Here is a 14,198-nt window from a genome sequence, read left to right on the forward strand (position 1 = left end):
CCTAGCCTTTAAACTCGTAGCCGCAGTGAAAGCAGTGGTAGTACTCGCCGCGCAGCGACCAGCTCAGTAGTGCAAACAGCCGCATCGGAACGTTCGCCGATGGATCGAGTACTGGCTCCGATGATACATCGTGGGAGCCACACCGCGGACAAATGCGGGCCGCCGTTTCCTCCTCCGGCGATGCCACGCGCATCGGCACGACCTGATCTAGTAAGATTTGCTGAGCGGCACCTAGGTCTTGCTGGCGCACGTGCAGGCGCACCCCGCCGGCAATCGGGCCATAGGGTCGGTTTTCGTTGCTCAGAAAGCACGGGATGTTTTCAGCGTCGAGGCGGCTTTTGGCTACGTGGGCTGCCACGTAATTGGGAAAGGATTCGAGCAGCACGATGTGGTCGGCAGCAGAGTCAGCGGACATAGTGAAGGTCGTTTCCTGTCAAAACAAAAGAGCACCTAGCTCAGTGCCAAGTGCTCTTCGAATGTACAACCCGAAAAGGCTGATTCGGTTCGAGTAAGGTTATTTAAACAGTGCCAGCGCTTTTATGAAGGTCTGCGACACGCCCCAAAGCAGGGGAATGCCCACGAAAAGCCAAGCAAGCACCACGGAGCCGCCCGTAGCAGGCTCGTTGGCGTTAGAAGTAGAAGAAGTGGGTTGCGAATCCATCGTTTATCAGAGGTATGAAGGTAAATAGTAGGGTGGCTTAGTGGCCGCCCGCTTCAATCGTGACGGGGCCTTTTTCGTAGTAGCGCTCTGCTACGGGCCGTACCAGCAGATCGGCTATTAATCCGACTGCGAGCAAGCCAGCCATGGTATAAAACACGTTTTGGTAAGCTGCCGCACCCGTCAGGCCTTTCTCTGAGGCGCTTTCGTGCAGGTTGTGCACGATCAGCGGGCCTAGCACGCCAGCCGTGCTCCAGGCTGTGAGCAAGCGCCCGTGAATAGCACCAACTTGGTACTTGCCAAACAGGTCGGAGAGGTAAGCCGGCGCCGTTGAGAAGCCTCCGCCATACATGCTAATAATCACACACGCCACCACGACGTACAGCGTTAGTTGCAGATTATGACCTAGCGTTGGGATGAGTGCATACAGCAAAATGCCAAGGCCGAAGTAAATGGCATATGCCACCTTACGCCCTAGCTTATCCGACGCCGACGACCAGAAGAAGCGGCCTAGCAAGTTAAATAAGCTCAGCAACCCTACGAAGCCTGCTGCCGCTGCGGCCGTTACGCCCCTGCCCGAGCCCATGAACTTGTCGGAAAAGGTTTCTTGGATTAGCGGCGAAGCTGTTTCTAACACCCCGATGCCAGCCGTGACATTGGTAAGCAGCACCACCCACAAAAGCCAGAACTGCGGCGTCTTGATGGCATTGTCGGCCGATACGTTGCCGGTCGTGATGAGGGCGCTGTGCTCGGCGTTGGGTACGTAGCCAGCGGGTGCCCAATCATCGGCGGGCACCCGGATTGTCCAGACGCCGAACTGCATGAACAGCAGGTAGATAATGCCCATAGCAATAAACGTAGGCGCTACGCCTTGCGGGGCCGAGTCTTTGAAATGATTCATAAGGGCTACTGCCAACGGGGAGCCGATCATCGCGCCACCCCCAAAGCCCATGATAGCCATGCCCGTAGCTACTCCTTTACGGTCGGGAAACCACTTGATAAGGGTGCTTACGGGGGAGATGTAGCCAATACCTAGCCCAATACCGCCCACGAAGCCGTACCCGAAATAGAGCAGCGCTAAGCTGTGCAGGTGTACCCCGAGGAAGCCGATCAGGAAGCCGCCGCCAAAGCAGAGGGAGGCGGCCATCATAGCCTTGCGCGGACCGACACGCTCCAGCCATTTGCCAAAAATGGCGGCCGACAAGCCCAGCAACACAATAGCAATGGAGAACGTCCAGCCGATCTGTCCGGCTGTCCAGTCGGTGGGGGCGGGCGCGTTGGGGTCGCCGCTGATGAGCGAGCCCAAAGGCTTATTGAACACACTGAACGCATAGGCTTGCCCAATAGCTAGGTGAATAGCTAGAGCAGCTGGCGGCACAAGCCAACGGTTGTATCCTGGCTTGGCAATGGTGCGGCTACGGTCTAAGAGCGATGTACTAGCAGGGCTGCTATCCAGTATAGAGGTAGTTGCCATGAGGGGAAATAAGGGGGTGGAAGTGAAAACAAGTATGCCTCCCGCCGAATACTGGACTAAAGGCAGGGAATGTGATAAAATTGGTATACGTGTTTCCCTACCAAATAGCTAGATCAACCGTGTCGAGCAGGTATTACTGTTCGGCTGCTTTCTTCGACAACCATCCTCCAACTCCTTTCTGGCGAGTTCGGCGCAAAAATTCTTCTACGCCCTTCGTAAGCTGCTCGGCTATCTGCTGCTGAAACTGCGGATCAATTAGCCGTTTTTCGTCTTCCGCATTAGAAATAAAGGCCGTTTCCACCAGCGCATTCGGGTATTCCGTCGGGCCGTTCAAACCGAAATTGAAGCTACCGACGTTGCCGAATCCTTTCAAACCAGTTCGGCGCATGGCCTCATACAACGCCACCGACAGCGGCCGAAAAGCTAGGTAGCGGTAGTACGTACTCGTTCCCTGCACGCTCGGGCTGCCCGTTGAGTTGACGTGAATGCTGACGAGCAAATCCGGATTGAGCCGCCGCAACAGCAGCACCCGATCGCCGTTATCGACGGTTGTTTCAGTTTCGCGGGTCATGAGTACGCGCGCACCGCGGCTGATAAGATCTTGGCGCAAGCGCTGAGCAATGGCAAGCGTGATGTCTTTCTCACGGGCGCCTGTTGAGCCCGTCGCGCCTACGTTGGTGCCGCCGTGGCCAGCATCTACGGCCACTGTCAGGCCGCGCAACTGTAGCTTTGCAGGTGGGCGCTTGACTCGAATAACGAGCGTATTACCTTTGTAGTCAATTCGGTAGCCCCAAGCTTGTTCGTGTTTTAGGTTCAGGACTAGCCGGAACACATCGGGCTCTAGCTGCTCGTAATGCACATCACCCAAGGCTTGTAAGCCGTCGCGTTGGGTTATCCAGTTGGTGTTCGACGTTGCTCCAAAAACATCGACTACCAGGCGGGTTGGTTCCGTCAGGAGTTGCGAGCGGTACGGCAGGCGCGCATCCAGCGGCACCTGCACATAATCATAAAGCGAATCACCGTACACGCTCCATGACCCAGTGAGCGAGGTAGGCACAAACCCGCCCGGTGGCAACAGCCGGATTACCTCCTGGGGTACCCAGGCAGTTTGGGTGGCCGCTAGCTGCACCCGGTAAAGGTTACCCACGCGCCCCGTGAGGTGCAGCACTACCAGCGAATCCAGATAGCCTAGCTTAGCCCCGCCAAGACGGTCTTCGCCAAGGCCATAGTTGAGGTAGGCTAGGCTGCCCTTTGTGACGGCAAGCTGGGGTTCATTCGGGTTGAGAAACCGAATCTTGTTGCTCGTTGTAGCGGTAGCTAGGGTGCTATCCGGTGCCATTACCGTTACGGTAATGGCACGGTCGTGGAGTGTGTCGCCCGGCTGCACGATGTAAGTGCCTTGGTACACACCGCGCTGGCTTTTGGCAAGCCTAGGGTCTAGCTCTACCAGGGGCTTACCGCCCAAGAACGTAGCCTGACACCCCGGTTGCGCTTGCACGCGCACTTGTAGCCGGTCGCCGGGTTGGAGCCATTGGTCAGTAGCCAGTACTGTTTCTATCCGCTGTATAAGTCCTTGGCTGTATGTAGCTTCGTGACAAAAAAGCAGCCCAATCAGGCATATTAGGCGGCACCAGTAACGCAAAAGAACAAACCCCATGGCGTGACCTTAGCGGCTGGTGGCAGCAGGCTTGTCCCGGATAGCCTCCCGAATGTCTTTTACATCCCGGCCGTTTTCCAAGGCTAGGTATTCGGCTTGCAAGGCTTTCACGCGTAGGTCGTCAGAGGCTCGCACATCGAGGCGAATTGCACGCCGCTGCTTATTCAGGCGCTCGAAGACGGCGTCAGCATAGTCCCAGTCGCGCTGGGTCCAGGTGCGGCGCTTGGCCCTCACTTGGCGCATAAACTGTGTATAGGCCGCCGACACGTTATCGGGCGTAACGGTGCTGAGGTCAGCGTACGTACCGAGGAGCTCTTGCGTGAAGGTTGCTTCAGCTGCGGCGTTCAGCGGCTGTGCCTTGCGCACGCGCGCTGCCGAGTCGTACTGCGCTGTTCGCCGGCCAGCCACGCGCAGCTTAGCAGCGGCTTTGTCGGCCAAGGTATCCAGTTTGCGCACTTCCTGCCGCGCAATTTCCTGCCGCTCACGCGGCGTGCTGTCGCAGGCCGCAACGACGCAGGCAATTCCTGTAAAGAAGAGGCTCGCCTGTAGGCGCGAAGAGTATAATAGCCATGATTTCATGGCCACTATATACGCGAAACTATCGGCTCAGACTAATCTAGCTCACTGTTGCAACTTGAACGTGAAGGGCATCATGTAGCGTACGGGCACGGCTTTGCTGCCTATGCGCGGGGCAATCCACTGATCCGGAATGGCCTGGCAGGTACGTAGCGCCTCTTGGTCGCAGCCGCCCCCAACCGTTCTGATGACTTTATGGCCCGAGGCATGCCCTAGGGTGTCAATCATAAACGATACCATGACTTTGCCTTGTACGCCAGCTTGTTGCGCCGACTCGGGGTATTTCATTTGAGCAATGTAGGTGCCTAGCACACCAATACCCCCAATGAACAAAGGAGGCTGGTCGACCTCACTCATGCTCCACTCGCCCGGACGCTTTTCTACCTCATAAGATACCACCTCCACGGGCAGATAGTACAATAGTTTGCCAGTTGTATGGTCATACTTCTGCACTACCATCGGTTCTTCCGTGTTGCGGCTATAATTATAATACTCCCAAATGCCTACTTTCTTCCCTTTCTCCATCATACCCTTTTCAAATTCTGTTTTGTAGAGATGTTGCGCCTGACTAGCCGCCGGAAGTAGCACGAAGCAGGAGAATAACGTGAGTAAAGTTGATTTCATAGAACGGGTAACGGGTGGAGTCAGAAGTAAGTAGGAGCTAGAAGAATATCAGAATAGGGAGTATAACTATTAGAATAATTATTATAATAGTATGCGAATAATTCTGTTGCTTACTCGTTGTAAAGTATTTTGTAGCAGTATGTTAACTATGTATAGTAGCTGTGTGTCTTCGAGCCATTTTGGGAAATGTGCAAATAGTAAACCAGTTTCTCAAACGATTGCACAACCGCGTATTTTTCTTGTTAGCATATCTAGAAAGCTAGCTTAGTTGCGCAGTCACGCCCCGCTACTGACCTTCTAGTTGCGCAGTCACGCCCCGCTACTGACCTTCTGAACACTGATTGGATAGTGGCTGTTGAAGGAGGGTATAGGAAGCGGCTGGGTACAAAAGCAGAAAGGCGAACCGATAGCTAGGTTGCTATCAATTCGCCTTTGGGCAGGTAGGTTCCTGGTTCTAGCCTTCTAGCTCGTCTTCTAAGTCGCGCAGCTGGTTTGCCAGGCCTGGCAGATGAGGGCACAACCGCGCCAAGCGCCTAAGCACGTGGAGAGATCCGCGCTGGTCACCGAGCATTCGCAGCATGGTAGCCCACCCAGAAAGCGCTCCGAAGTGGCGTGGCTCTAAACGCAGGGTTTCCGCTACATCCAGCAGGGAGGCTCGGTACTCGCCGCGCAGGTAGTAGGCAGTAGCACGTTTGTTCCAGCCTTCCGCAAAGCTAGGTCGTGCCTCTATGAGGTGAGTAAACTCGGTGATGGCGTGGGTATAATCGCCGGCGGCAAGAGCACGAATGCCTGCTTCCAGGTACTTATCCAGCAACTGGTCGCCAGTGGCGAGCCATAGCTGCCAGATACCGTCCTGCAAGGCTTCTATCTCGGCCGGTGTCGTCGCAACCCGTAGTCGCGCAAACAGCTCATCGAGTTCGTTCTCCATTTGTCGTTTACCAGTTTACGGCTGCCAATTACCGATTATGGTTTAACAGCTGCAATGCTCACTCGCTGAAATACGCAGGAATGAGAGCAGCGGGTACAAGCCCTCGTGGCTTCGCACCCGCTGCCCTTGCCTATGTAGCTGGTAAGTCGCTTAGAACAAAGCGGAAGCAATACGACGGATCGACTCCGATTTGCTCATGGTATAGTAGTGTAAGCTAGGTACCCCGTGCGCCATCAGCTCCTTCGATTGATTGATGCACCACTCGATACCAATTTGCCGGGCGGCTTCATTGTTGGAGGCATGATGCACAGCTTCCGCCAGCGTTTCCGGAATGTTTAGGTAGAACGAGCGGGGCAACATGGTAAGCTGGCTCTTGGTGGTGAGCGGCTTCAGACCGGGAATAATGGGCACCATGATACCCGCTTCCCGGCAACGCTTTTCGAAGCTGAAGAACTGCTCGTTGTCGAAGAACATCTGGGTCACAATGTAGTCGGCGCCGCGGTCTACCTTGTGCTTCAGGTAGCGGATATCTGCCCCCGAGTTAGGTGACTCGAAGTGCTTTTCGGGGTAGCCAGCCGTACCAATGCAGAAGTTAGTGGCGGCGGTTTCGTCTTGCTCCTGGTTCAGGTACTCGCCTTTGTTCAGGTCATCGATTTGCCCGATCAGGTCACAGGCGTAGGCATGACCGTCAGGGTTCGGAATAAAATGGCCCTCCGATTTGATGGGGTCGCCGCGTAAGGCCAACACCGTATCAATGCCCAGAAAGTGCAGATCGATGAGCGCGTTTTCCGTCTCTTCCTTCGTGAAGCCCCCGCAGATCAGGTGCGGCACCGTATCTACATCGAAGCGGTTCTTGATGGCGGCGCAAATACCCACGGTACCTGGTCTTTTGCGCACGGTTTTCTTTTCCAACAAGCCGTTCGGATGACGCTGGTACATATACTCCTCGCGGTGATACGTCACGTCGATAAAGGGCGGCTTGAACTCCATCAGTGGCTCGATGTTGCTGAACAGGTTCTGAATGTTTTCGCCTTTGCGCGGCGGCAGCACTTCAAAAGAAAAAAGCGTTTTGCCCTGGGCTTGTGCCAGGTGGTCAGTTACTTTCATAAGCAAAGCCCATTCTCCGAAGGGAGAACAGACGGGGCAGGATGTAGCGCGAAGCTCCAGCTTCGCGCATCGTTGGACGATAATCGTTGTGAGTATAACAAACGGCGCAGACGATGCGCGAAGCTGGAGCTTCGCGCTACATTCTTTTATTTTATAATGCCGTGACGGGTATAGCCGTCGGGCTGTAGTTGAGGTTTGGAGAAAGCCACCGTTCGAGGTCGGTAACAGGCATGTTCTTGCGTTGCGCAATGTCCTCCACCTGATCTTTACCAATCTTACCTAGGCCGAAGTAGCGTGAGTCGGGGTGGGCGTAGTAGAGCCCGCTGACCGAAGATGCCGGGTACATGGCTAGGTTTTCGGTGAGGTGAATACCCGTTTTGTTTTCGGCATCGAGCAGCTCAAACAGCGTGATTTTCTCGGTGTGGTCGGGGCAGCCGGGGTAGCCCGGTGCCGGGCGCACGCCGCGGTACTTCTCCTGAATCAGCTCGTCGCCGCTGAGGTTTTCGTTCGGCGAATAGCCCCAGAATTCCTCCCGCACGCGCTGGTGCAGGCGCTCGGCAAATGCCTCAGCCAAACGGTCAGCCAGGGCTTTGATCATGATGCTGGAGTAGTCATCGTGGTCAGCCTCAAACTTTTCGAGCAGCTTTTCAATACCTAGGCCCGCCGTCACGGCAAAGCCGCCGATGTAGTCGGCGCGGCCGGTTTCTTTGGGTGCCACGAAGTCGGAGAAAGCTAGGTTCGGAATCTTGGGTCCTTTCTCGCCTTGCTGGCGCAGGGTGAAGAACTCGGTAGTCACTTGCTCGCGGTTGTCGTCCGCGTAGATTTCGATGGTGTCGTAACCTACCGTGTTGGCCGGCCAGAAACCAACCACTGCCCGCGCCGTCAGCAGCTTCTCGTCGATGACTTTACGCAGCATAGCTTGGGCGTCTTCAAACAGCTTCGTGGCTGCTTCTCCCAGCGTCTCATCTTGCAAGATGCGGGGGTAGCGGCCGCGTAGCTCCCAAGTATGGAAGAAGGGCGTCCAGTCGATATACTTGGCTAGTTCATCAAGCGGGTAATCTTCCAACACCTTCGTGCCTAGGAAGCTAGGCTTCGTGATAGGTGTGGCTTCCCAGTTCGATTTGAACTGATTTTCGCGGGCTGCTTCAATGGTGAGGTACTGCTTGTCGCGCTGACGACCAGCGTGGTCGTCGCGGAGCTGGCGGTATTCCTCTAGCACTGTGCTGGCGTACATATCCTTGCCCGAACCGAGCAGACCCGCAGCCACACCCACGCTGCGCGAGGCATCGTGCACGTGCACCACCGGACCGGTGTAAGAAGGCGCAATCTTAACAGCCGTGTGTAGGCGCGAGGTGGTGGCGCCACCAATGAGCAGCGGCGTTTTCAAGCCGCGCTTCTCCATTTCGGCTGCCACGTATACCATCTCATCCAGGGAAGGCGTAATCAGGCCGCTCAAGCCGATAATATCGGCGCCTTGCTTCTGCGCTTCGTCCAGAATCTTCTCCAGCGGTACCATTACTCCTAGGTCCACAATGTCAAAGTTATTGCAGGCTAGTACCACGCCCACGATGTTCTTACCGATGTCGTGCACGTCGCCTTTTACAGTGGCTAGTAGGATCTTACCGGCGGTCTGGCGCTCCGTGCCTTCTTTTTCGGCTTGCAGATACGGTTCTAGATAAGCCACGGCTTTCTTCATCACCCGCGCTGACTTTACGACTTGCGGCAGGAACATCTTGCCCGCGCCAAACAAGTCGCCGACCACGTTCATGCCGGCCATTAGCGGTCCTTCAATCACGTCGAGGGGGCGGCCAACCTGCTGGCGTACCTCTTCTGTGTCTTCGTCGATGAATTCGGTAATGCCTTTCACCAGCGCGTGCTTCAAGCGCTCGGCTACGGGTAGGCTGCGCCATTCGTCAGCTACAACGACGGCTTTATCCTTCTGCTTAACGGTATCGGCAAAGTTCACGAGGCGCTCGGTGGCATCGTCGCGGCGGTTGAGCAGCACGTCTTCGCAAAGCTCCAGCAAGTCCTTCGGTACGTCATCGTACACAGCTAGCTGACTGGGGTTTACAATGCCCATGTCGAGACCAGCGCGGATGGCGTGGTACAGGAAAGCTGAGTGCATGGCCTCCCGCACAACGTCGTTGCCGCGATACGAGAAGCTGACGTTGCTCACGCCACCGCTGGTGCGGGCACCGGGCAGGTTCTCCTTGATCCAGCGTACGGCATTAATGAAGTCAACCGCATAGTTGCGGTGCTCTTCAATGCCAGTGCCAACGGTCAAGATGTTGGGGTCGAAGATGATGTCGGTGGCTGGGAAGCCGACCTCGTTCACCAAGATGTCATAGCTACGCTTACAGATTTCGATGCGGCGCTCGTAGCTGTCCGCCTGACCGTCTTCGTCGAAGGCCATTACTACCACGGCAGCACCGTATTGGCGCACAGTGCGGGCCCGCTCCTTGAACATCTCTTCGCCTTCTTTGAGCGAAATCGAGTTTACGATGCTCTTGCCTTGCACGCACTTTAAGCCAGCTTCCAGTACGCTCCACTTCGAGGAGTCGATCATGAGGGGCACGCGGGCAATATCGGGCTCGGAGGCAATCAGGTTGAGGAAGGTCGTCATGGCCTGCTCCGAATCAAGCATGCCTTCGTCCATGTTAACATCAATAACCTGTGCGCCGCCTTCCACTTGGGCGCGCGCTACAGCCAGAGCTTCTTCGTAAGCACCTGTGCGGATAAGGCGGGCGAAAGCGCGCGAGCCGGTTACGTTGCACCGTTCGCCTACGTTCACAAACAGGCTGTTATCATCAAACCCGAAGGGCTCCAAACCGCTCAGGCGCGTAACCGCGGGTATTTCGGGCAGCGGCCTAGGTTTGTACTGATCTACTAGGCGGGCTAGCTCGCCGATGTGCTGAGGCGTAGTGCCGCAGCAGCCCCCAATGACGGTTATAATGCCATCTTGTAAGTAGTTCTCCACCACGTCGGCAAATTCCTGCGCAGATTCGTCGTAGCCGCCAAAAGCGTTTGGCAGACCAGCATTTGGGTAAGCCGAAATGTGCACGTCCGAAATGCGACTGAGCTCCTGTACATACTGCTTAAGCTGGGCGGCACCTAGGGCACAGTTTAGGCCCACACTCAGCAGCGGTAAGTGGCTGATAGAGTTCCAGAAAGCCTCTACCGTCTGACCCGAGAGTGTACGACCGGAGGCATCCGTGATAGTACCGGAAATCATGATGGGCACTACACGGCCGCCTTCATCGAAGAACTTCTGCACCGCAAACAGTGCCGCCTTGGCGTTGAGCGTATCGAAGATCGTCTCGATCAGCAAGGCATCGACGCCGCCATCAATCAGGCCGCGCACTTGCTCGTGGTAAGCAGTGGCTAGCTCATCGAAGGTGATGGCGCGGAAACCAGGCCGGTTTACGTCGGGCGAGAGAGAAGCCGTACGGTTCGTTGGGCCAATAGCACCAGCCACGAACCTAGGTTTACTTGGGTTCTTAGCGGTGTACTCGTCGGCGGCATCACGAGCCAAGCGAGCCGACTCATAATTAAGCTCATACACAACGTGTTCCAGTGCATAGTCAGCCTGAGCGATGGTCGTGCCACTGAATGTGTTCGTCTCCACCATATCGGCGCCGGCCGCAAAGTATTCTGCGTGAATACTGCGGATAATGTCGGGCTGGGTGAGGCTTAGTAGGTCGTTGTTACCGCGTAGCGGCTTGGGATGATCCGCGAAGCGGGTGCCCCGAAAATCTTCCTCCGTCAGCGGATAGCGCTGAATCATAGTACCCATCGCGCCGTCGAGCACGAGGATGCGCTGTTGGAGGATGTCGTAAAGCGGGGAGTCGGGACAGGCTATTTTCATGGTTCTCCTTCTGAAAGTCGGCGTACTGGTCGAGCCTATCCAGAAAGAGAAAACTGCGGGTGCAGGTTCCGTACTTATCTTCTTCGGTCCATTTTTTTTGCCGAATGGGAGTTGGCACCTTGTTTCACTCAGGTTGCCAAGACGTCGCAGGGCCCAGTCCCTCAGTCTTTCTGGATAAGTATCAAGGCAAAGATACGTTAGAAGTGTGGAAAAGTAAATGCAGCATGAAACAGGAGCTTAGTGCTGCATCCAAGTAAGCCGTAGCGGGTGTTTTTACCAGCGCTCTACTGCGTTATTTTAACGTTAGCTGCAATGTCCAGGCTCCATGTCGTCTTGGCACAGCAAGGACTTTATTACGCATGCAACTGCACAGCAGAGAGCCCCGCTACGGTTGCGTTGAACAACACAACCGTAGCGGGGCTCCCTAACAAGGTAAAAGGGTAAGCTAGCTTTTTAGGCTGTCTAGTCCTTTTTGACACAATTAGGGACGGTTTTGCCTTCCTTCTTCTTGGTGCCTTCTTGTTCATAACCTTTCCAGCACGGATCTTTTTCTTTCTTCGAGGCGGATGCTTTTTTCTCAGCCATGATCGGTAGGAATTAGTAAGTGGGTGAGTGAGGTACGCTTAGTGACTGAAGAAGGCTTACGGTTTGTTGAGCTCACTGTTCAACTTTCACGTAAAAAGCCAACCTTTTATAGGCTCACCGCTTTTAAGGGAGTCACCTAGCCCACCTGCGTGCAGACTAGCGATGATGGAGGCCAAAAATTATTTAAAACATTCGTGTAGCTACATGGTTCTTGGCAGTCAGAAAGCAGTGATTAACTGACGCATCTGCTTCCACTACACTGTATGACACAATCAACCAAGCTTTTCACGCCCTTCACGATGGGCGCTCTTACGTTGCCCAACCGCTTTGCCATGGCCCCCATGACGCGGAGCCGCGCTAACAACGAAGGCAACGTACCCACCGACTCGACGGTAAAATACTACGAGCAGCGCGCCTCAGCCGGCCTGATCATTACCGAAGGCTCGCAGGTTTCGCAGCAGGCAGTGGGCTACATCTTCACGCCGGGCATCTACTCGGAGGAGCAAGTAGCTGGCTGGAAGAAAGTAACCGATGCCGTGCACGCTGCTGGTGGTCGTATCTTCATTCAGCTGTGGCACGTGGGCCGCATTTCGCACCCATTCTTCCACAATGGCGAGCTACCCGTAGCCCCTTCAGCTGTGCAGCCAACAGGCGTAAAAGCCTTCACGCTCAACGGCCAAGAAGAAATTCCGACTCCGCGCGCGCTGGAAACACAAGAAGTGAAAGCCGTTGTGGAAGACTTCCGCAAAGCTGCTGAAAATGCCAAGAAAGCTGGTTTTGATGGTGCTGAAATCCACGGCGCCAACGGCTACCTAATCGACCAGTTCATCCAAGACGGCTCCAACCAGCGCACCGACGAGTACGGCGGAAGCGTAGAGAACCGCGCCCGTTTTGCCCTCGAAGTGGTGAAAGCCGTATCGGACGTGCTCGGCGCGGACCGCACCGGTATTCGTCTGTCGCCAACGGGCGTGATGGGTGGCATCAACGACACCGACCGTCTAGGTACGTTCAGCTACGTGGTGGAGCAACTCAACCAGTTCAACCTCGCTTACCTGCACGTGATTGAGGCGCTGCCTGGTCACCCAATGGCGGCCCAGCCCGGCCAGGAGAAAGTAGCCCCAACGCTGCGTAAAATCTTCAACGGTCCGTTTATCCTGAACGGCGGCTACACCCAAGAAACTGCTGAGGCTGCTCTGGAAAACAACGAAGCAGACATCATTGCCTTCGGTGTGCCGTTCATCTCGAACCCTGACCTAGTAGAGCGCTTCCAGCAAGGAGCGGCCCTGAACGCCCCCGATCAAGCTACCTTCTACGGCGGCGATGATAAGGGCTACATCGACTATCCGTCGTTGGCGGAAGTTGAGCAGGCTACGCAAGATATCGTGGAGAAATAGCCTCCACAATCGTTGCCTAGGTAGCTGAAGGATCTGCTACACACCAAACAAGAAAGCCTACTGCTCGCACCAGTAGGCTTTCTTGTTTGGTGGCAATTGGTCAAGCCTAGGTTATGGCGAAACCTTTTCTCTAAAAGCGAATCTGAAACTGAAGTAGGAAGGCACAACTTTTTGGCCTTGCTCCGACCTTCTCTAGGCTTCTGCGTACGCCTGTTCAACCAACCACCTAGTTGACATGACTACAGAACAGAACGAACCACGTCCTACCAATAGCGAACTGAACACGGGCTCTATGCCTTACCCAACGAGCCAGGAGGACATGAAGAGCAAGCCGGATTCGGACTTGTCGAACTACCAAGCCGCTGGCAAGCTCACCGGTAAGGTGGCCCTCATCACGGGTGGCGACTCCGGCATCGGTCGGGCCGTGGCTATTGCCTTTGCCAAGGAAGGCGCCGACGTAGCCGTGATATACCACGAAAACGCCAGCGACGCCGACGTAACCGGCCAAGCGGTGAGAGCCGCCGGGCGGAAGTTTCTGTCCATCCAAGCGGATGTGCGCTCGGCCGACGCCTGCCGCAATGCGGTGCGTCAGACTTATGAAGAGCTAGGCGGCTTCAACATCTTGGTAAACAACGCCGCTTACCAGATGGGCTACGAAAACTTCGAAACCATCCCGGAGGAGAACATCCACCGCACCTTCGATACCAACATCAAGGGCTACATCTTCATGGCGCAGGCGGCCATTCCGTTCCTGAAAGAAGGCGACTCCATCATCAATACGGGGAGCATTGCGGGTATCGTCGGCAATCCACACCAAGTGGATTATGCTTCCACAAAAGGCGCTATTCACACCTTCACTAAGAGCCTAGCTGCTTACCTAGGGGAGAAGAAAATCCGAGTGAATGCCGTGCTGCCAGGCCCCATCTGGACGCCGCTTATTCCCGGCACCATGCTGGAAGAAGACCTGAAGAAATTCGGTTCGCAGACCATGCTAGGTCGCCCCGGCCAGCCGGAAGAGCTAGCCCCGTCCTATGTATACTTTGCCTCGCAAGACGGTAGCTACAGCACTGGTAGCCTGCTCGAAGTAACAGGTGGTATGCCGAAAGAAGGCTAGAGCTATTGTACATGTAGCGCGGACTACAAAGTCCGCGCTACATGTAGCTAATCTAGAGCAAGCTATGTGCCTGTCCTACCAGGTCGTCATCCCGACTAGCGGGAGAAATCTTGTGTGCTGACGTAAGTAGATATTGCCTTGGTCGGCGAGATTTCTTCCTTGATCAGAATGACATTGCTAACACCAGCGCGGACTACAGAGTCCGCGCTACCAGCT

At 55.3% G+C, this 14,198-nt stretch carries 12 protein-coding genes and 1 riboswitch; of the genes, 2 read left to right on the forward strand and 10 right to left on the reverse strand.

Annotated features, from left to right (window positions below; all coding sequences use genetic code 11):
- Position 1: 1 nt before the first annotated feature.
- From SD425_RS00920 to SD425_RS00965, 10 genes are all read right to left on the reverse strand, one after another.
- Positions 2-415 (reverse strand): DUF2007 domain-containing protein, encoded by a 414-nt coding sequence (locus SD425_RS00920; RefSeq protein ID WP_324674447.1) that lies wholly within the window; start codon positions 413-415, stop codon positions 2-4.
- A 99-nt stretch (positions 416-514) separates the two neighbouring features.
- A complete protein-coding gene (locus SD425_RS00925) occupies positions 515-661 on the reverse strand; it encodes an MFS transporter small subunit (protein ID WP_324674449.1) in 147 nt (48 codons plus the stop codon).
- Between the two features lie 37 nt (positions 662-698).
- A complete protein-coding gene (locus SD425_RS00930) occupies positions 699-2,132 on the reverse strand; it encodes an OFA family MFS transporter (RefSeq protein ID WP_324674451.1) in 1,434 nt (477 codons plus the stop codon).
- Between the two features lie 133 nt (positions 2,133-2,265).
- A complete protein-coding gene (locus SD425_RS00935) occupies positions 2,266-3,789 on the reverse strand; it encodes an N-acetylmuramoyl-L-alanine amidase (RefSeq protein ID WP_324674453.1) in 1,524 nt (507 codons plus the stop codon).
- A gap of 9 nt (positions 3,790-3,798) precedes the next feature.
- Positions 3,799-4,368, reverse strand: a complete 570-nt coding sequence (locus tag SD425_RS00940) for a hypothetical protein (protein ID WP_324674456.1) — start codon at positions 4,366-4,368, stop codon at positions 3,799-3,801.
- A 42-nt stretch (positions 4,369-4,410) separates the two neighbouring features.
- Positions 4,411-4,989: an energy transducer TonB gene (locus SD425_RS00945; RefSeq protein WP_324674458.1), complete on the reverse strand. Its 579-nt coding sequence runs from the start codon at positions 4,987-4,989 to the stop codon at positions 4,411-4,413.
- 454 nt (positions 4,990-5,443) lie between these two features.
- The gene (locus tag SD425_RS00950) at positions 5,444-5,917 is read right to left on the reverse strand and encodes a hypothetical protein (RefSeq protein WP_324674460.1); all 474 of its coding nucleotides are present in this window, start codon (positions 5,915-5,917) and stop codon (positions 5,444-5,446) included.
- 150 nt (positions 5,918-6,067) lie between these two features.
- On the reverse strand, positions 6,068-7,024 hold the full coding sequence (gene metF / locus SD425_RS00955) for a methylenetetrahydrofolate reductase [NAD(P)H] (protein ID WP_324674462.1): 957 nt from the start codon (positions 7,022-7,024) through the stop codon (positions 6,068-6,070).
- A gap of 151 nt (positions 7,025-7,175) precedes the next feature.
- Positions 7,176-10,889 (reverse strand): methionine synthase, encoded by a 3,714-nt coding sequence (metH, locus tag SD425_RS00960; protein WP_324674464.1) that lies wholly within the window; start codon positions 10,887-10,889, stop codon positions 7,176-7,178.
- 71 nt (positions 10,890-10,960) lie between these two features.
- A riboswitch (SAM riboswitch) is annotated at positions 10,961-11,070 on the reverse strand.
- A gap of 281 nt (positions 11,071-11,351) precedes the next feature.
- Entirely contained in the window at positions 11,352-11,474 is a 123-nt protein-coding gene (locus tag SD425_RS00965) for a hypothetical protein (protein ID WP_324674466.1), read from the reverse strand.
- A gap of 263 nt (positions 11,475-11,737) precedes the next feature.
- On the opposite strand from SD425_RS00965, the gene SD425_RS00970 reads away from it, so the two are divergent.
- Complete coding sequence (locus tag SD425_RS00970) at positions 11,738-12,868, forward strand: alkene reductase (RefSeq protein ID WP_324674468.1); 1,131 nt, start codon at positions 11,738-11,740, stop codon at positions 12,866-12,868.
- 235 nt (positions 12,869-13,103) lie between these two features.
- Positions 13,104-13,982, forward strand: coding sequence for an SDR family oxidoreductase (locus SD425_RS00975; protein WP_324674471.1), 879 nt, complete (start codon positions 13,104-13,106; stop codon positions 13,980-13,982).
- The last annotated feature ends 216 nt before the right edge of the window (positions 13,983-14,198 follow it).

The sequence above is a fragment of the Hymenobacter sp. GOD-10R genome, from assembly GCF_035609205.1.
Taxonomy (GTDB): domain Bacteria; phylum Bacteroidota; class Bacteroidia; order Cytophagales; family Hymenobacteraceae; genus Hymenobacter.